General features: G+C 64.6%; 15 protein-coding genes. 11 read left to right on the forward strand and 4 right to left on the reverse strand.

Features of this window, described 5'->3' with window-relative positions:
* The first annotated feature begins 44 nt into the window (after nucleotides 1-44).
* The 7 genes from IM701_RS01350 (at nucleotide 45) to IM701_RS01380 (ending at nucleotide 9831) form a co-directional block, all read left to right on the forward strand.
* Complete coding sequence (locus tag IM701_RS01350) at nucleotides 45-794, forward strand: TonB family protein (protein WP_230487752.1); 750 nt, start codon at nucleotides 45-47, stop codon at nucleotides 792-794.
* A gap of 201 nt (nucleotides 795-995) precedes the next feature.
* Entirely contained in the window at nucleotides 996-3356 is a 2361-nt protein-coding gene (locus tag IM701_RS01355; RefSeq protein WP_193827555.1) for a glycosyltransferase family 4 protein, read from the forward strand.
* Nucleotides 3357-3387: 31 nt separating this feature from the next.
* The gene (locus IM701_RS01360) at nucleotides 3388-4635 is read left to right on the forward strand and encodes a glycoside hydrolase family 130 protein (RefSeq protein WP_230487753.1); all 1248 of its coding nucleotides are present in this window, start codon (nucleotides 3388-3390) and stop codon (nucleotides 4633-4635) included.
* A gap of 44 nt (nucleotides 4636-4679) precedes the next feature.
* Complete coding sequence (locus IM701_RS01365) at nucleotides 4680-5720, forward strand: mannose-1-phosphate guanylyltransferase (RefSeq protein WP_193827557.1); 1041 nt, start codon at nucleotides 4680-4682, stop codon at nucleotides 5718-5720.
* A complete protein-coding gene (locus tag IM701_RS01370; protein WP_193827558.1) occupies nucleotides 5717-6520 on the forward strand; it encodes a class I mannose-6-phosphate isomerase in 804 nt (267 codons plus the stop codon). The genes IM701_RS01365 and IM701_RS01370 overlap by 4 nt, the downstream gene beginning before the upstream one ends.
* Nucleotides 6521-6657: 137 nt before the next feature.
* Nucleotides 6658-8802 (forward strand): TonB-dependent receptor, encoded by a 2145-nt coding sequence (locus IM701_RS01375; RefSeq protein ID WP_193827559.1) that lies wholly within the window; start codon nucleotides 6658-6660, stop codon nucleotides 8800-8802.
* A gap of 84 nt (nucleotides 8803-8886) precedes the next feature.
* Nucleotides 8887-9831 (forward strand): alpha/beta hydrolase, encoded by a 945-nt coding sequence (locus IM701_RS01380; RefSeq protein WP_193827560.1) that lies wholly within the window; start codon nucleotides 8887-8889, stop codon nucleotides 9829-9831.
* Nucleotides 9832-10553: 722 nt separating this feature from the next.
* On the opposite strand, the gene IM701_RS01385 is transcribed toward IM701_RS01380, so the two are convergent.
* The 4 genes from IM701_RS01385 to IM701_RS01400 all read right to left on the reverse strand — a co-directional run bounded on the left by IM701_RS01385 (nucleotide 10554) and on the right by IM701_RS01400 (nucleotide 15406).
* Complete coding sequence (locus IM701_RS01385; RefSeq protein WP_193827561.1) at nucleotides 10554-11672, reverse strand: ATP phosphoribosyltransferase regulatory subunit; 1119 nt, start codon at nucleotides 11670-11672, stop codon at nucleotides 10554-10556.
* A gap of 86 nt (nucleotides 11673-11758) precedes the next feature.
* Nucleotides 11759-13345 carry a phosphoglycerate dehydrogenase gene (serA, locus tag IM701_RS01390; RefSeq protein ID WP_039336384.1) on the reverse strand — a complete coding sequence of 529 codons (1587 nt, stop codon included), beginning with the start codon at nucleotides 13343-13345 and terminating at the stop codon, nucleotides 11759-11761.
* 174 nt (nucleotides 13346-13519) lie between these two features.
* Nucleotides 13520-14659, reverse strand: a complete 1140-nt coding sequence (locus tag IM701_RS01395) for a phosphoserine transaminase (protein WP_193827562.1) — start codon at nucleotides 14657-14659, stop codon at nucleotides 13520-13522.
* Nucleotides 14660-14821: 162 nt separating this feature from the next.
* Nucleotides 14822-15406, reverse strand: coding sequence for a TlpA disulfide reductase family protein (locus IM701_RS01400; protein ID WP_193828303.1), 585 nt, complete (start codon nucleotides 15404-15406; stop codon nucleotides 14822-14824).
* Nucleotides 15407-15431: 25 nt separating this feature from the next.
* Between IM701_RS01400 and argH the strand changes: the two genes are divergently transcribed.
* The 4 genes from argH to IM701_RS01420 are packed head-to-tail and all read left to right on the forward strand — an operon-like array spanning nucleotide 15432 to nucleotide 19120.
* Nucleotides 15432-16814, forward strand: a complete 1383-nt coding sequence (gene argH, locus IM701_RS01405; protein ID WP_193828304.1) for an argininosuccinate lyase — start codon at nucleotides 15432-15434, stop codon at nucleotides 16812-16814.
* The gene (locus IM701_RS01410; protein ID WP_039336391.1) at nucleotides 16811-17062 is read left to right on the forward strand and encodes a hypothetical protein; all 252 of its coding nucleotides are present in this window, start codon (nucleotides 16811-16813) and stop codon (nucleotides 17060-17062) included. Before argH ends, IM701_RS01410 begins: the two co-directional genes overlap by 4 nt.
* 9 nt (nucleotides 17063-17071) lie before the next feature.
* Nucleotides 17072-18331 carry a diaminopimelate decarboxylase gene (gene lysA / locus IM701_RS01415; RefSeq protein ID WP_193827563.1) on the forward strand — a complete coding sequence of 420 codons (1260 nt, stop codon included), beginning with the start codon at nucleotides 17072-17074 and terminating at the stop codon, nucleotides 18329-18331.
* A gap of 15 nt (nucleotides 18332-18346) precedes the next feature.
* Entirely contained in the window at nucleotides 18347-19120 is a 774-nt protein-coding gene (locus IM701_RS01420; protein ID WP_193827564.1) for a bifunctional precorrin-2 dehydrogenase/sirohydrochlorin ferrochelatase, read from the forward strand.
* The last annotated feature ends 123 nt before the right edge of the window (nucleotides 19121-19243 follow it).

Here is a 19243-nt window from a genome sequence, read left to right on the forward strand (position 1 = left end):
ATAGATGACCCGAATGCGTTTGGCCGCAGATGCAAGGGCAGTACGTGGATAGGACGAGTGGCGCAGTCACGCCGTCAGGGCGCTATCGCGACCGCCAGCGCAGCGGGCGCGAGCGGCTTGCGCCCACCGTGCTCGCCGCATTGTTGCATATCGTTGTGCTGTGGGGTGTGATCCACGGTTTCGGCGGGGTCCCGGCCATGACCGATCTGGCCAAGGAGGCTTTCACCACCAGCACTTTCGATGTGCCGCTGGACGAGCCCAAGCCCACGCCCAGTCCGACCACGCCCGAACCCGCTGGCGCTTCGGGGGAGGAGGGGAAGAAGGCCAAGCCCAAACCGGTGATCGCCAAGGCTCGCGTCCCTTCGCGCAAGGAGAATGCGCCACCGGTCGCCTCGACCGGCCAAGACGCGCGTTCGGGCGCAGCCGCGCAAGGGCAGAGGACCGGCGGCGGTGGTGAGGGCACGGGCACCGGCAGCGGCGCCAGCGGCAATGGTTCGGGTGGTGGTCTTGCCCGGAAGGCAGAAAAGATCGCCGGAGATATCCGCTCGACCCGTGACTACCCGGTCAGCAGCCAGCAGGAACGCATCGGCAAGCGCGTGGTTATCCTGCTGACGGTCGGCACGGACGGACGCGTATCGTCCTGCCGTGTCTACCGCGCGAGTGGCGTGCCCGAGGCCGATGCGACAACTTGCCGTCTTGCCACCGAGCGCTTCCGCTTTCGGCCTGCGCTTGATGCGGAAGGCAATCCGGTCACCTCCAGCTACGGCTGGGAACAGCGCTGGTTCGAACCATAATACTGCACTGCAACATAGCAGTTCTTATATCTTAAGTTATACAAATGGTTGGATAGAAGAACTTTTGCGGTAACCTGCGTTATTTCCGCGCTATTTTTGTTGCATCGCAATGCAACCGGATTGCTCTCCCTGCGTTGGTTCATCGACAGTACAGCATCCGCGCCATGCGGTTTGCGACGAGCCTTCGGAAACCTGCACGCCATGACTCTCATCGAAAATGCCTTCGGCACCGGCGACGCTTCCGCTCCCGGAGTCCTCTCCTTCCTCCGTCGCGGCCAGAAAGCGCCCTGCCGCGTTGCGTTGATTGGGGGCTACACGCCGCGCAAGTGCGGCATCGCCACCTTTACCACCGATATCTACGAGCAGCTCCGGGCACATCATTCGGACATCTCGGTCGATCTTCACGTCATCGACGATGCGCGTTCGCCGCTTGAATACGACGATGTGCGCGGGCTCATCCGTTCAGATCAGGTCGAGGACTATCGTGCCGCGGCGCGCCGCATGAACGAGGACGCGGTCGATGCGGTCTGGCTCCAGCACGAATACGGCATCTTCGGGGGTGCCGATGGCGATATGGTGCTCGAACTCGTCGACCGGGTTGCGGCGCCGCTGATCGTCACCCTGCATACGGTTCTTGCCCAGCCATCCGCGCATCAGCGCGAGGTGCTTGAACACATCCTCCGCCGCGCCTCGCGGGTCATGGTCATGTCGCAGCACTCGATGGGGCTGCTGCAGGACCTCTACCGCGTTGCTCCCGAACGCATCATGGTGATTCCGCATGGCGCGCCAGACCGTCCGTTCGGCCGTGGCGAGGCCTACAAGGCGCGCATCGGCCATGAGGGACGGCGCGTTATGATGACGTTCGGCCTGCTCGGCCCAGGCAAGGGGCTTGAAACGGTCATCGAGGCGCTGCCGGCCATCGTGCAGAACCATCCCGATGTCGTCTATCGCATCGTTGGTGCCACCCACCCCAACCTCGTTGCCAGCGAAGGCGAGCGCTATCGCGAGAGCCTTGAGGCCCTCGCTCAGGATCTGGGTGTTGCCGCCAACATCGAGTGGGACAACCGCTTCCTCGATCTGGACGAACTGCTCGACCAGCTCGAGGCCTGCGACATCTACCTGACGCCATACCCCAACATGCAACAGTCCACCTCGGGGACCCTCAGCTATGCCGTGGCATTGGGCAAGGCGGTGGTTTCGACCCCATATGTCCACGCCCGAGAACTCCTTGCCGATGGGGTGGGGGTGCTGGTCGATCCGCGCCGGGCCGATGTGATTGCAGCCGCTGTGAATCGCCTGCTTGATGATCCCGACGAACTGCATACCGTGCAGAAGCGCGCCTGGGACAAGGGCCGCGAGACGATCTGGCCCCGCTTTGCCGGCGCCGCCCGCGAACTGGTCGAAAGCGTGGTGGTCCGACCTGATCGCACGACCCCGCTGCTGGCGACTCCGGGCTTCTCTGGCGTGACTGCGATGAGCGATGCCACCGGCATGCTGCAACACTCCATCCTGACAGTGCCCGACCGCCGTCATGGCTACTGCCTGGATGACAACGTGCGGGCACTGATGCTGATGGGTGTGGCCGACACCGTGCCCCTGGCAGAGCGGCAGCGCTGGGCCATGGTCTATGCCTCGTTCATCCAGCACGCCTGGAATCCCGACGCGCGCGCCTTTCGCAACTTCATGAACTTTGACCGGACCTGGTGTGAACCGATCGGATCGGCCGACAGCAATGGCCGAACGGTCTGGGCACTGGGCCGGGCCATGAACGATGCGCCGGACGCCGGGCTTCGGCACTGGGCAGCACAGTGGTTCGACATCGCGCTTGCTCCGGTTTGCACGATGGATGCCCCTCGCACGGTTGCGTTCGTGATGCTCGGCTGCATCGAGGCTTTGCGCGCCAACCCTGCACATGGCGAGGCGCTGACCAGCCTTCGCCACGGCGCCGAGTTGCTTGCCAACCTTCTCAACGAAGCGCGTCGCCCCGATTGGGCTTGGTTCGAAGCCGTGCTCAGCTATGACAATCCGCGCCTTTCCCAGGCGCTGATCGGGGCCGGGCAGGTTCTGGAGCGAGCTGACTGGGTGGAATCCGGCCTGTCCTCGCTGCGTTTCATTGCGCGGCAGCAGGTTTCGGCGCAGGGGCACTTCCGCCCGGTGGGTTCGGAAACCTTCGGGCGGCCTTATGAGAACATGCCGTTCGACCAGCAGCCACTGGAAGCCTGGGCTGCGGTCGATGCGGCGGCGACCGCCTATGCCGCAACCGGTGATATTACATGGCTGCGTCATGCGGAAACCGCCTATCGCTGGTTCCTGGGCGGTAATGACCGCGGCGAGGTGCTTGGCGATATCGTGTCAGGCCGCTGCCGCGATGGCGTGACCCCGCAAGGGGTCAACCTCAACTGCGGTGCGGAGTCCATCCTCGCGTTCCAACTTGCGCATTACGCCATGGTCGATATTGCGCGGCGCCCGGGTTCCGGAACGATCCGTCAGGAACCTATTCCGCCCCATGCCATTGCCATGAAGATCAACAGCAAGGGTACGCAACAGCTTGCGGGTGCTTGAACAACGACTTCATGCCGATCCCTCCAGGGTCGTGCTTCGTCCATTTCATCTTGGCTGGCAGGGGCCCGGCGGCTCTGGCGCGCGCGCGCGTAAGCTCGTCGCCGATGTCCTTTCGCTCGGCCACAAGGAGGCAGATAAGGAGTACGCGCGCGTGCTCCACGATTTCGAGGAGCGACACTGGCAGACCGAACAGCTTTTCGAGGAGCGCTATCGCCAGATGGAGGCGGTGCTCAACTTCGATGGTTCGGAACTGTCGATCCGCCGCAAGCGGCTCATCGGTGCCTACTTCTGCCACGAATACACTTATGCCGCTGCGGCGCTGATGAACCCGAGCATCGTGCCGCATCCCGACCAGTCGGGCATGACCGACGGCGCAGTCCGGTTCGTGATGAGCCTGCGTGCCGTGGGCGAGGGGCACATCAGTTCGATCGTCTTCCGGGAAGGCATTGCCCTTCCCGACGGCGCTTTCGAACTCTGGCCGCAGAGCCATTTTGCAACAGCCATGCTGCCGGACGACAGCCTGACGGTGTGCCAAGGGGCCGATTGCGCCGTCACGTTGCATCGGCACTCAGAAAGCACGCTTTCCAACAGCGTGATCTTTCCTGTTACCGAGCAGCAACGTGGCGGCCTGGAAGACCTCCGCCTTGTCCGCTTTGACCATGGCGGTGGGGATTACGAGTGGATCGGCACTTACACTGCCTATTCCGGAGCAGATATCAGGTCCGAATTGCTGCGCACGCGGGATTTCCGGTCCTTCCTGCTTGAACCCATCGTCGGGCGCGCCGGTCGGAACAAGGGCATGGCGCTGTTTCCGCAGAAGGTGGGCGGGCAGTATTGCATGGTCGGCCGGCAGGACGGCAAGAACCTGTTCCTGCTCCGCTCGGACAGTCTCGAGCGCTGGGACGATGATGGCGTGCTGCTGATGGAGCCGGAATTCCCTTGGGAATTCGTGCAGATCGGCAACTGCGGCAGCCCGATACTGACCGACCACGGCTGGCTGTTGCTGACGCACGGCGTGGGCGCGATGCGCAAGTACGCGTTGGGCTGCGCCCTGCTCGATCGTGATGACCCTTCGAAAGTGATCGCGCGCTCAAGCAAGCCATTGCTGACAGCCATTGATGCCGATCGCTTCGGGTATGTTCCCAACGTTGTCTATACTTGCGGTGCGCTGCTGGTGGAGGATCAGTTGCTGGTGCCATATGGCATATCCGATAGCGCCGTGGGGTTCGCCACGACTTCGGTTGGCGAGATGCTGGCAAGAATGGATGCAACTCGCTAGAACAGTGCTTCGCTGCGCTGCAGCAAGTCAGATCAAGGCAACACATGACCAATACAGTTCCCGTGATCCTGTGCGGCGGTAGCGGCACCCGTCTTTGGCCGCGCTCGCGCAAGGCGCGGCCAAAGCCATTCCTTCCGCTAGTAGGCGACGAGACGCTGTTTCGCGCAACCGTCCTGCGCTGCCCGGTGGGGGAAGGCTTTGGCAATCCTGTCGTCGTGACCGGTGCCGCCCATCTCGATCATGTCGAGCAGCAGTTGCCTGATCCTGCCAATACCCGCATCATTGTCGAGCCGGAGGCGCGCAACACTGCGGCGGCGATCGCGCTTGCCGCGCTGACCCTGCCGGAAGACGCGATCATGCTGGTCTGCCCCAGCGACCATCATATCGGTGATTGCGATGCCTTCCGGGCCTCCGCGCACAAGGCGGCGGCACTGGCGCAGGATGGCTGGCTCGTTTCCTTCGGCATCGTGCCCACTGCGCCCGAGACCGGTTTCGGTTATCTCAAGCAGGGGGAAGCGATCGACGGCACCGGCGGTCGCCGCGTCGAGCGCTTCGTCGAAAAGCCCGATCTGGCCCGCGCGATCGAGTTCCTCGGCAGCGGCGACTATGCCTGGAACGGGGGCATATTCGCATTCAGGGTCGGCACCTTCCTCGAGGAACTCGGCCGACATCGGCCCGACATTCTGTCGGCCGTGCGCGAGGCCGTGGCCAAAGGGTGGGAAGATGGCATGCGCTTTCATCCCGATCACGAAGCCTTTGCCAAGGTGCCCAGCGAATCCGTCGACTATGCCGTCATGGAAAACACTTCGCGCGCAGCGATGGTCCCGGCTGAGATGGCATGGTCCGACATCGGCAACTGGCAGGCCCTGCACGAAGCGCAGGATCGCGATGAAGCGGGCAATGCCGTCCGCGGTCGGGCGGAACTGAAGGATTGCAGCAACGTACTCGTTATGAGTGATGGCCCCCGCGTTTCGGTGGTGGGCGCGTCGAACCTCATGATCGTCGTCGATGGCGACGAAGTCCTCGTCTGCACGCCCGAAGGTGCGCAAGGCGTGGGCAAACTTTCCGGAGCTGCGAACCAGTGAAATTGCTGCCGAGGCGGATAGTCGAAAAACCTTGGGGAAAGAACGATCTGCCCCCGCCTTTCGAATCCTACTCGGGCAAGAGCATTGGCGAAATCTGGTTCGAGCCGCCGCCCGAACTGCCATCGGTCCTGATCAAGTACATCTTCACCAGCGACAAGCTTTCGGTGCAGGTGCATCCCAGCGACGCGCAGGCGAGGGCGCTGGGCGAGCAGGATCGCGGCAAGGAGGAATGCTGGCTGATCCTTGATGCCGAGCCGGGCGCGAAGCTGGGCATCGGCTTTGGCCAGCATCTGGATGGCGAAGCGCTGCGCACAGCAGCGCTCGATGGCAGCATCGAGGGGCTGATGGACTGGTATCCGGTTCAGCGCGGGGACTTCTTCTATATTCCCGCCGGCACAGTGCACGCGATCGGGGCGGGTATCAGCCTGATCGAAATCCAGCAGAACAGCGACATCACCTATCGTTTCTACGACTATGGCCGACCTCGCGAATTGCACCTTGAGCAGAGCGTTGCGGTTGCACGGGGCGAGCCGCACGACCCCTCGCTACGGCGCCACGATGTTCTGTCGAAACCGGGCAAGCTGGCCAGCGGCAAGTATTTCCTTGCCGATTGCGTGATTGGCGAGCCTGCGGCCGATGTGCAATCGGCGTATGACGGTCCATGCCTTGTCATCCCGGTCGATGCCGCCGTTGCGGTAGCGGGCGAAGCAGTGGACGTGGGCCATTGCGCCCTTGCCGCTGCTGCCGCCGACGTGGCGTTCTCTGTATCCGGCACCTGCCTGCTCGTCCGACCGGCCTAGCGTTCTGGTTCTTCCCTGAAAAAAGGGTGGCGGATTCATGTAATGTTATGTTGTAACATGCGCGCGGCGCCTGTATGGAGCCGCCAACGCCGCAGCCCGAAGGGCGGGTGGCCAGTCGCATTCAGCAAGGACATTCCATGCGTCTTTCTGCTCTCTTCCTCAGCGCTTCACCGATTTGCGCTGTTGCATTCGCCGTCCCCGCCGTGGCGCAGCAGGCTTCTGCTCCTGCAGCTGATGACCGGGCAGACGGGCACACTCAGCCGTCGATCCAGATCGTCGTCAGCGCCCCGTTCGAACGCAAGCGCGACGATGTGGCGTCGGCAGTAACCGTCCTTCAGGGTGACGATCTGCAGTTGCAGCAGCGCTCGACCATCGGGGAGACGCTGGCCCGCCAGCCGGGTGTGTCCTCCACCTTCTTTGGCCCCAATGCTTCGCGCCCGATCCTGCGCGGGCTGGATTCCGAGCGGGTGCGCGTGCTGACCGACGGGATCGGCAGCTTCGACGTGTCGAACACATCGGTCGACCATGCCGTGGCGGTCAATCCCCTCTTGGCCGACCGCATCGAGATCCTGCGCGGCCCGGCTGCGCTGCTCTATGGATCGGGCGCGATCGGTGGCGTGGTCAACATGCGCGATCTGCGCATCCCGCGCGAGGTGCCCCAGTCAGGACCGCACGTCGACGCCGTGGCCGGCCTCGCCTCGGCAGCCGAAGAGCGCAATGTCGCAGCCTCGGTAAACGCGCCGCTGGGTGGCGGGTTTGTGGCGCATCTGGACGGCAGCTTCTTTGAATCGGGCAATTACCGCACCGGTGGCTTCGTGTTCAGCAAGGATCTGCGTGAGGAAGCGGCGGAAGAGGGTGGCGAGGTGGCCGATGAGGCGCAGGCGCGGGGGCGGCTCGAGAACACGTCCGCGCGCACCTGGGACGTGGCCGGTGGTCTCGGATGGGTCGGCAGCAATGGTGCGAACTTCGGCTTTGCCGTCAGCCATCTCGAAAATCGCTACGGCATTCCCAACAGCCTTGAAATCCACCACGACGATCACGGCGAAGAAGGGGGTGTCACGGCGCTGGCCGAAGACGACCACGAGGGCCACGGCCATGAGGACATCACCCTCGACATGCGGCAGACCCGCGTCGACGTGCGCGGCGCAGTGCCGCTGGGCGGCGCGTTCAAGGAGCTGAAGGTGCGCGGCGGGTGGGCTGACTATCGCCACGACGAGATTGAATCGACCGGGGAAATCGGCACCAGCTTCTTCAACAGGAGCTGGGAAGCGCGCGCCGAACTGGTGCAGGCACAGCGCAACGGCTGGCAGGGTGCCAGTGGCCTCCAGTACTTCAGCCGCAATTTCAATGCCGTGGGCGAAGAGGCCTATATTCCCGCCAACGAGACACGGCAGATCGGCCTGTTCACCCTTCAGGAGTTCGACCTCGGCGTCGCGAAGCTGGAAGCGGGGGCGCGCTACGAGCATGCGACCGTCAGGTCCGCTGCAATCGGGCGGGAGAGGACGTTCGAATCGGTCTCGCTCTCGCTGGGCGGTTCGGTCGATCTCGGCAGTGGCTTCCGCCTTGCCCTGAGCGGGGCCCGCAGCGAACGTGCGCCTTCCGCCGAAGAACTGTTCGCCAACGGTGCCCACGCCGCCACCCGCGCCTTCGAGATCGGCAATCCCGATTTCCGCAAGGAACGGCAGATCGGCGGCGAAGCGGTGCTGCGCGGGCGCGGCGAGGGCTGGCGCGTCGAGCTTTCCGCCTTCATCAACCGCTTCGACAACTACATCTTCCTCAACCCCACGGGCGAGGAAGAGGACGAACTGCCGGTGTTCCAGTATGCCCAGGCCGACGCCCGCTTCTATGGCTTCGAGGCCGAAGGCGCGGTTACCGTGGCTCAGGCGGGCGATACCCGCTTCGAACTGACCGGCCTTGTCGATTACACCCGCGCCGATGTGCTGGGCGCCAATGGTCAACAGGGCGGGGCCGTGCCACGCATTCCCCCGCTGCGCCTGATTGGCGGACTGGAAGCCAGCGGCAGCGTGATCGGCGGGCGCTTGGAGGTGGAGCATGCCACGGCGCAGCGCCGCATTGCCGCGTTCGAAACCGAAACGCCGGCCTGGACCATGGTCAACGCGAGCGTTTCGTGGAAGCCGTTTGGCGCGCAATCGCAGACCACGCTGATGCTGCAGGCCAACAACATCTTCGATGTGGAAGCGCGCCGCCACACCAGCTTCCTCAAGGATGTTGCCCCGCTGTTCGGGCGCGACATTCGCTTGAGCGCCCGCTTCAGCTTCTGATCACCTGCTGAATCTGGCGGTTCATCGCAGATAAAGCCGTGGCCCATCAGTTTTCTCAGCAAGGGAAAACGGTGAGGTCACGGCATGAAGCGGACATGGATCGCCGGCGCGGCGGCGCTGGTCATTCTCGGCGCAGGGCTGGCGGAAGCGCGCCCCGGCGAGCGTTTGCGCGAACGCATCGCCAAGCGCATGGAGCAGCGTGCGGAAGGCTCTGCCAAGCGTGATCGTGCGCCGGGCGCGCAGACTTTCGCCTACGGCTCCGATCCCTTGCAGGTCATGGACTTCTGGGCTCCGGTGACCATCGACATCAGGCCCAAGCCCAAGGTCCCGCTGGTGCTCTACGTCCACGGCGGCGGGTGGAAGCGCGGGAGCAAGGACACCGCGATGGGCAATGCCCTGCCCGGCCACTTGCGCGATCAGGGCTATGCCTTTGCCTCGATCAACTACCGCCTCGTGCCCGATGCCACGGTCGAGCAGCAGGCGAGCGACGTGGCGCAGGCGCTGGCCTATTTGCTGGCCCGCGCCGACAAGCTGAACATCGATCGCAGCAAGGTCGTCATCACCGGCCACAGCGCGGGCGCACACCTCGTCGCGCTGGTCGGCACGGACGAGCAATACTTGCGCAAGGCGGGCCTGTCCTTCGCCGACATAGACGGCGTGATGCCCAACGATGGCGCGGCCTATGACGTGCCCCAGCAGATGGCGCAGGCCGGCCGCATGATGGCCGATACCTACAAACAGGCCTTCGGCACCGACCCGGCGCGCCAGAAGGCGCTATCCCCCACCTACCACGCCGCCGCCCCCAACGCCCCGCGCTTCCTCCTCCTCCACGTTCAGCGCAAGGACGGCGTGGCGCAGGCGCAGGAGCTCGGCGCGGCGCTGAAGAAGGCGGGCGTGACCGTCGAATACGGCAGCTTCCCCGGCACCGGCCTGCAAGGCCACGCCGAAATCAACCGCAAGCTGGGCGAACCGGACTATCCCGCAACGCCGGTGATGGATGCGTGGTTGAAGGGGGTGTTTGCACGGTAGTCAAAATCCTCCCCGTTTTTGCGAAGCACAAATGGGGAGGGGGACCGCCAGCGAAGCTGGTGGTGGAGGGGAAAAACCCCTCCGCCATTCGCTGCCGCGAATGCCACCTCCCCGTATGTCCTTCGGAAAAACAGGGAGGATTGGGTCGTCGCCCCGTGCTCGACACGGGGCTTGGCTTTTCCTTGCAGCCGAGCGCTGAAGAAGAAAAGCCAAGTCCCGGATCAAGTCCGTGACGACGGGTTTTGGTTATGTGACGTTGTTGCTTGGAAAGCAGGACAGGTAGATTCGAGGCTACCTACATCAGCAAAATTGTCCGCACAGCAGAAATGTCAGCGCGGGCGCTTGATCGGTCTTTGGACGCGGGGACGATGGCGCGGGACCTTTTGGCCAGCGCGTGCCAATAACAATTGTAGCAGGCCTCTGCGAAACCGACGCAGTCCAAATGCCTTTGAATTCTTGATTTGCCAGATTGCCCGGCGCGCATCCCCTTTAGAGAAGTCATCCGGTATCTCGATATGATGAAAAATGATGTTCCGGGGCCAACCTTTCGGTCGCTGCTGCATCACGCTCACCCTCAGGCGGGCACGCTCGCAAAATTTCTTTGGGAGCCACAGCTCCTCGTTTTTAATTGACGCGAATCCAAACTTCATTGTGCTGATCTAACCAACGACCATTAACAAGTCGCAGTTTTTCAATTGAGCGATGCAGCCACCTTGATTGGCTCAAACCTTCTCCGGCCCACTAACCCCCAACACATGCGTGCAGCCCAACGCCTCCGCGCTGTCCGCCTCCGTCAAAGCCGCAACCGTGCGCCAGCCTATCGCGCGCAACCGTGCGGCCTCGTCGCGGTTGTGGCCCAGCGGCAGGAACACGCGGTCTTCGGCGGGTTCGCTTGCCGAGAGCAGGTCGATCAACGCATCCGGGTAGAGCGAAAACCCCGTGGCGGCTTCGTCCTTGCCATTGCCCGCGATGCGGTAGGTGCCGCCGCGTCCCACCGGCCCGCGCGCGCCTTCGGCGTAGAGGGTGAAGCCGAACCAGGTCTGGTATTCGAAGCCGTGGCGCTCGCTGGGGTCGAGCGTCAGCCGCGCCGCGCCGTTCAGGCTGGCAGCGATCTGCCTGAGCGAGGCGATGCGTGAGGCGAGCGCGCCGCCAGCATCAATCTCGCACAGCTTCTCGATGGCGCTGTCGAACTCGCCGGTGGCGTAGAGCAGCGGCACATAGGCCTCGCCGCCCACATCGCGCAGGCCGCCTGCATCCTTGGTGTCGAGTTCGCGCCGCACCGCCTCGATCTGTTCGGGCGCAAGCGGGAAGGCCTTGGCGGCGAGCGTATCGACCAGATCGGGCAGGGTGAAATCGACGCTGACGCCGCGCGCGCCTGCTGCCTGCAGCGCCTCGACGGCGATGGAGACGATCTCGGTCGCCGCCGCCAGATTGTCCGCGCCGACAAGCTCGGCACCGCACTGCAGCTTCTCGCGCGCCGGGTTCAGGCCGTCGCTCTTGATGGTCAGCACCTGGCCTGCATACATCAGCCGCAGGGGGCGCGCCGCTTCGGCCAGCCGCGTCTGCGCGATGCGACCGATCTGCGGGGTGTGGTCCGAACGCAAACCCATCATCCGCAGGCTCGACGGATCGGTGAAGCGGAACATGCGGCGTGATTGAATGCCCGCCATCCGGGCGGCGAGGCTTTTTTCGAACTCGATCATCGGTGGCAGCACGCGGTCATAGCCGTGGCCGTGCATCACATCCTGAATGCTGCGCATCACGCGCGTGGTGGTCGCCGCCTCGGCAGGCAGGCGGTCCTCAAGCCCCTCGGGCAGCAAGCTGGAATCGACGTCGGTCATGGTTGCGGCGCTTAGCGGCTAGGTAGCCAAAAGCAAAGGGCGGGCGCATCGCTGCACCCGCCCCTCGATTTCACGCTGACGCTGGATCAGACGAAGTTCAGCGCCTTGACCACGCGTACGCCTTCGATGTCGCAGGCCTGCTTGAGCACGTCCTGCGGGACCGGGCTGTCGAGCGAGAGCAGCAGCACGGCTTCACCGCCGGCTTCGCGACGGCCGAGGTGGAAGGTGCCGATGTTGATGTCCGACTGGCCGAGAAGCGTGCCGATGCGGCCGATGAAGCCGGGCGCGTCGGAATTGACGATGTAGAGCATGTCGCCGTCGAGATCGGCCTCGATGCCGATGCCGAAGATCTCGACGAGGCGCGGCTGGCCGTTGCCGAACAGCGTGCCCGCAACCGACCGCTCGCCCTGGCTGGTGCTGACGGTGACGCGAACCAGCGTGCGGTATTCGCCTTCGCGATCGTGGCGCACTTCGCGCACGTCGAGCCCGCGCTCCTTGGCGAGGAACGGCGCGTTGACCATGTTCACGCTCTGCGAATACTGGCTCATCAGGCCGGCAAGGACCGCCGCCGTGATCGGCTTCTGGTTGAGCTGCGCGGCAGCACCTTCAACCTCGATGGCGATCTTGGTCAGGTTGTCGTGCGCGAGCTGGCCCACCAGCTTGCCGAGCTTTTCCGCCAGCGCCATGTAGGGCTTGAGCTTCGGCGCTTCCTCGGCCGAGAGCGAGGGCATGTTGAGCGCGTTGGTGACGCCGCCCGTCACGAGGAAATCGGCCATCTGCTCGGCCACCTGAAGGGCGACGTTGACCTGCGCTTCGGTCGTGCTCGCGCCGAGGTGCGGGGTGCAGATGAAGTTCGGGGTGCCGAACAGCGGCGATTCCTTGGCGGGTTCGGTTTCGAACACGTCGAGCGCGGCGCCTGCGACCTGGCCCGAATCCAGAGCATCCTTGAGTGCGGCTTCATCGATCAGGCCGCCACGCGCGCAGTTGATGATGCGCACGCCCTTCTTGCACTTGGCGAGGTTCTCGCGGCTGAGGATGTTGCGGGTCTGGTCGGTCAGCGGCGTGTGCAGCGTGATGAAGTCCGCCTTGGCCAGCAGCGTGTCGAGGTCGGCCTTTTCGACGCCCATTTCCACGGCGCGCTCGGGCGTCAGGAAGGGGTCGAAGGCGACAACCTTCATCTTGAGGCCAAGCGCGCGGCTGGCAACGATCGAGCCGATGTTGCCAGCGCCGATCAGGCCCAATGTCTTGCCGGTGACTTCAACGCCCATGAAGCCGTTCTTCGGCCACAGGCCCGCCTGGGTCTGGGCGTTGGCTTCCGGGATCTGGCGGGCGAGCGCAAACATCATGGCGATGGCGTGTTCGGCGGTGGTGATCGAGTTGCCGAACGGGGTGTTCATCACCACCACGCCCTTGGACGAGGCGTAGGGGATGTCGACGTTGTCGACGCCGATGCCGGCGCGGCCGATGACCTTGAGGTTGGTGGCGGCATCGAGGATCGCCTTGGTCACCTTGGTCGAGGAACGGATGGCGAGGCCATCGTATTCGCCGATGCGGGCGATCAGCTGTTCCGGGGTTTCGCCGGTGATCACGTCAACGTCGCAGCCCATCTCGGTGAAGATGCGGGCGGCGTTGGGATCCATCTTGTCGGAAATGAGAACCTTGGGCTTGGTCATGTTTCGATCCAATCCATCAGAATGAGACACCGTCATGCTGAACTCGTTTCAGCATCCATCCCTCGGCCAGAGAAGTCGGTTGAGGGGGAGAAATGGACCCTGAACCAAGTTCAGGGTGACGACTGGAAGAACGGGAAGGTCTTGGCGCTACCCTGCAGCAGCGCCAAGCCTTGATCAGGCCGCAGCCAGTTCGGCCTTGGTCGTCTCGTAGGCCCAGTCGAGCCACGGGCCGAGATCGGCGATGTCCTCGGCATTGACGGTCGCGCCGCACCAGATGCGAAGGCCCGCCGGGGCATCGCGGTAACCGGCGATGTCATAGGCCGCGCCCTGCTTTTCGAGGAGGGCTGCAAACTTCTTGATGAAATCTGCGTCAGCGCCTTCGACCGAGAGGCAGACCGAGGTCTTCGACCGCGTCGTTTCGTCAGCGGCCAGATGCGAGAGCCACGAACGCTCTTCAACGATCTTGTTGAGCGCTGCCGCATTGGCATCGCTGCGCGCCTGGAGGCCCTTCAGCCCACCCAGACCCTTGGCCCACTCGAGCGCGAAGATCGCGTCTTCGACGGCGAGCATCGAGGGGGTGTTGATCGTCTCGCCCTTGAACACGCCCTCGGCCAGCTTGCCCTTTGAAACAAGGCGGAACACCTTCGGCAGCGGCCATGCAGGGGTGTAGGTTTCGAGCCGTTCGACCGCGCGGGGCCCCAGGATCAGCACGCCGTGGCCGCCTTCGCCGCCAAGGACCTTCTGCCAGGAGAAGGTGGCAACGTCGATCTTCGACCAGTCGATGTCGTAGGCGAAGACAGCCGAAGTCGCGTCGGCGAACGAGAGGCCTTCGCGGGTTTCCGGGATGAAATCGGCGTTCGGCACGCGCACGCCCGAGGTGGTGCCGTTCCAGGTGAACAGCACGTCGTTCGACCAGTCGATCGCGTTCAGATCGGGGATCTGGCCATAGTCGGCGCGCAGGATCGTGGGATCGAGCTTGAGCTGCTTGGCGGCATCGGTGACCCAACCTTCACCGAATGATTCCCATGCCAGCGTGGTGACGGGGCGGGCGCCCAGCATCGTCCACATCGCCATTTCGAAAGCGCCGGTGTCAGACCCCGGAACGATGCCGATGCGGTGCGTATCGGGCAGCTGCAGCACTTCGCGCATCAGGTCGATGCAATACTGCAGGCGCGTCTTGCCGATCTTGGCGCGGTGTGACCGGCCGAGCGATTCGGTGCTGAGCTTTTCGGGGGAGTATCCGGGCGGCTTTGCGCAGGGACCGGACGAGAAGAAGGGGCGCGCAGGCTTGCGAGCCGGAATCGTAGCAGACATTGTAGTCTCTCCTTGCAGAGAGCACGCGCGGCGTTGGGACCGCGTGGCCCGCCGGCCGCTCTAGTGGCGCGTGAGCGAATGTCAAACCATTCCGTTTCCAACTCTCCTGAACTCTGGGGCAAGTTTCCCCCAACTCACCCACAATTCTCGGGTTCAGAAGGCCTACTGTCCGAGGGTTTCGGCAAGCATCGCGGCGGTGCGTGGACCCGACCAGTCATGCGCGCCGATCATGCGCCAGACTTCCTTGCCTTGTGCATCGTAAAGCACCGTCGTCGGCAGCATTCCCGTCTCGTAGAAGAAGCCGAGGTTGTTCTCGGTGTCGAGCCAGGGTTCCAGTTTGGCGAACTTCTTCTCGGCATAGAACGGCGCGACCTTCGCCCCTCCTTCGATGTCCTGCGATACCGTGAGGACGCGGAGCTTGCCCGCGTTGTCCGCTGCCAGCTTGTCGAGCATCGGCATCTCGAGGACGCAGGGTCCGCACCAGGTGGCCCAGAGATTGACGAGGACCGGCGTGCCCTTGAGATCGCGCAACTTGAGCGTCTTGCCCGACGGATCGGTCACGGTGAAGTCGGGCATGTCCTTGCCGCGATTGGCGATGTCGAGCGTGCCATTGAATTCGCCCTTGGCGACAGATTCCGTAGGTGCCGCGCTGCTCTGCGGTTGCGAGTCGCTCGGCGCTTGCCTATCGCACCCCGCAACGGCAAGGGCCGCCACGAGCAACAGCACTTTGGGCGAATAGACGGACATGGGCGACAAATCAGGCTCCAACCAGATGTGGGGCGGGCGCTTCGCAGGCGGTCCCTCGGCGATCATGCGCGAGATTAACGCCTCGATTCCCTTCGACAAGGCGCTGTGGCGGCAAGACATCGCCGCGTCAAAGGCCCATGTGGACATGCTCGGCGCGCAAGGCATCGTCACGGCCGAGGATGCGGCGCTGATCGCGCAAGGGCTGGATCAGGTCGCGGCGGAGTATGAGGCCAACGGGGTGCCCGAAAACTGGGACCTCGAAGACATCCACATGACCACCGAGAGCCGACTTGCCGAACTGATCGGCCCGGCGGCAGGTCGCCTCCACACCGCGCGCAGCCGTAACGATCAGGTGGCGACCGACTTCCGCCTGTGGGTGCGCGATGCGATGGATCAGGCAGAGCTGGGCCTCAAGCAGCTGCAGGTCGCGCTGGTTTCGCGCGCAGGCGAACACACCGCGTCGATCATGCCCGGCTTCACCCACCTGCAGACCGCGCAGCCCGTCACGCTTGGCCATCACCTGATGGCCTACTACGAGATGATCGGGCGGGATCGTTCGCGCTTTGCCGATGCGCGCAGCCGCATGAACCGCAGCCCGCTGGGTTCGGCGGCGCTGGCCGGAACCGGCTTTCCGATCGACCGCTTCCGCACCGCCGAGGCGCTGGGCTTTGACGGGCCAACCGACAACAGCCTCGATTCGGTGTCAGACCGCGATTTCGCGCTCGATTACCTGATGGCGGCGGCGCAGTGCTCGCTGCACCTTTCGCGGCTGGCCGAGGAGTTCATCATTTGGGCAAGCCAGCCCTTCGGCTTCGTGACGCTGCCCGACAGCCTGTCGACCGGCAGCTCGATCATGCCGCAGAAGAAGAACCCCGATGCCGCCGAACTGGTGCGCGGGCATTCCGGACGGATCGTCGGTTGCCTGACCGCCCTGATGATCACGATGAAGGGCCTGCCGCTGGCCTATTCGAAGGACATGCAGGACGACAAGCCGCCGGTGTTTGAAGCTGCCAGCCTGCTCGCCCTGTCCATCGCCGCGATGACCGGCATGGTCGCCGAAGCGAAGTTCCGCACCGACCGGATGCGCGCCGCCGCCGAACTCGGCTATGCCACGGCGACCGACCTTGCCGACTGGCTGGTGCGGCAGGCGAACATCCCGTTCCGCGAGGCGCATCACATCACCGGCAGCGCCGTGAAACTGGCCGAATCGCGCGGTATCGCGCTCGATCAGCTCTCGATCGAGGACCTCAAGGCCATTGACCAGCGCATCGACGATCGCGTCTACGCCGCGCTTTCGGTCGAGGCGAGCGTGGCGGCGCGTTGCAGCCATGGCGGAACTGCGCCGGACGAGGTAAGGAAGCGCGTGGCCCAGGCGTGCGTCGCGCTGGGGCTGGAGGAACAGGCTTGAAGCTTTCGCGCACCATTTTGCTCGGCACCCTTGGCGCCCTCGCTCTGGCGGGCTGCGGCAACAAGGCCGAGCTGAAGCTGGCGCCAGACCAGACGCCGCCGCCGATCCCCTATGGCCGCGAGGTCCAGCCGGGCGCGGACGATCTGCTCAAAACCCCCGCGCAGGCAGCCCCTGCGCGCAACGTCGAGCCGCGTCGCCGCTCGCAGGATCGCGAAGACGATCCTTTCGACCTGCCTCCCGAAGACTGAGAATTTCCGATGGACCATTTTGAACTGAACAACGGCGTGCTCTGCGCCGAGAACGTGCCCCTGCCGGTGATCGCGGCGGAGGTCGGCACGCCCGTCTATGTTTATTCGCGCGCGACGCTGACCCGCCACGCCCGCGTGTTCCGCGATGCCCTTGGCGTGCTGCGCGACGTGAAGATCGCCTTCGCGGTCAAGTCCAACCCCAACCTCGCCGTGCTCAAGGTCCTGGCTGCCGAAGGCTACGGCGCCGATGTCGTCTCGGGAGGCGAGATGGAACGCGCGCTGGCGGCAGGCATGGCGCCCGATGGCATCGTGTTCTCGGGCGTGGGCAAGACTGCGGCCGAAATGCGCCGTGGCATCGAAGCCGGGATCGGCCAGTTCAACCTCGAAAGCGAGGAAGAGGGGCTGGAACTGGCGGAAATCGCCGCGTCCATGGGCAAGGTTGCCTCGGCCGCGCTGCGCGTGAATCCTGACGTTGACGCCGGGACGCACGGCAAGATTTCCACCGGCAAGGCCGAGAACAAGTTCGGCGTGCCGTTCGATCGTGCGGCGGCAATCTATGGCCGTCTTGCCACGACGCCGGGCCTGAACATGCGCGGCCTCACGCTGCACATCGGCAGCCAGCTTTCCAGGCTCGAGCCGCTGGAAGCCGCCTTCAACAAGGTCGGCGCGCTGATGGAAGAGATCCGCGCTGCTGGCCATAGCGTCACGCACATGGACTTGGGCGGCGGCATCGGTGTGCCATACAAGTCGGGCGAGGTGTTCCCGCAGCCCGCCGAATATGCGGCGATGGTCGCGCGGGTGACCGGCAACTGGGGCGTGACCCTGATGTTCGAACCGGGCCGCGTCATCACCGGCAACACCGGCGTGCTGGTGACCGAGGTGATCCGCGTGAAGGAAGGGGCGAGCAATCCGTGGGTCGTGGTCGATGCCGCGATGAACGACCTTGCCCGTCCCGCGCTCTACGATGCCTGGCACGATTTCGCCGCGGTGGAGCCGAAGGGCGAGACCTTCACCGCCAACATCGTCGGCCCGATCTGCGAAAGCTCGGACACCTTCGCCATGGCTCGCTCCATCGACAAGGTTGGGCGCGGCGATCTCGCCGTGTTCCGCACCGCCGGGGCCTATGGCGCGACGATGGCCAACACCTACAATTCGCGGCCCTTGGTGCCCGAAGTCATGGTCGATGGCGACAAGTGGGCCGTGGTGGCTGACCGCATCGATCCTGCGACGATCCTGGCGGCAGAGCGCGTGCCGGACTTCCTCAAGTAAGATGAGCCTGAGGGAATGAAGGCGCTCCCCCTCTTCCACCGCATCGCGGGCCAGCCGGTGATCCTGCTGGGCGAGGGGGAGGCCGCCGCGGCCAAGCAGCGCCTGATCGAGCGCGCGGGCGGGGTGATCTACCGCGATATCAACGCCGGGATCGACGACGGCGCGCGCCTCGCCTTCATCGCGCACGACAATCCCGACATGGCGCAGGGCGACGCGATCCGGCTGCGCTGTGCCGGCCTGCTGGTCAACGTGGTCGACAGGCCCGAACTGTGCGATTTCACCACGCCCTCGATCCTCGACCGTGACCCGGTGCTGATCGCCGTGGGCACGGGCGGGGCCTCGGCAGGCCTCGCCAAGATCCTGCGCCTGCGGCTGGAGCGTCTGCTGCCGCAAGGGCTGGGCGCCTTGGCCCGCGCGCTGGAAGAGGCGCGCGAGGGGATGCGCAAGCGCTGGTCCTCGGTCGCCGACCGCCGCCGTGCCCTCGATGCGGCGCTGGACGAGGGCGGGGAACTCGATCTGTTCCGGGCCGGGAGCGAGGCGAAGGTGGCTGACTGGCTGGCTTCTGGCGCGGAAGGGCAGTCCGGGCGCTTCGAAATCACCCTGACCTCGAACGACCCCGAAGACCTTACCCTTCGCACCGCGCGGCTGCTGGGGCAGGCGGACGTGGTGGTGCATGATGCAGGCGTTGCGCCGGAAGTCCTGTCACGCGCACGGGCTGATGCGGTGCGTGTGCTCGCCGGGTGTGAGGTTCCGCAGGGCGGGATCGTCGTGGTGCTGCGAGTAGTTTGACTGATCACTCCTGGCCGTCCCGGACCTGATCCGGGACCCCACTTTTCTTGCCGCAAGCTGCGTTTTCACCGAGGCCGCAAAAGGCAGCGGGGTCCCGGATCAAGTCCGGGACGACGTGGTTTT

The sequence above is a fragment of the Novosphingobium sp. ES2-1 genome (assembly GCF_015169775.1).
GTDB classification, from domain to species: domain Bacteria; phylum Pseudomonadota; class Alphaproteobacteria; order Sphingomonadales; family Sphingomonadaceae; genus Novosphingobium; species Novosphingobium subterraneum.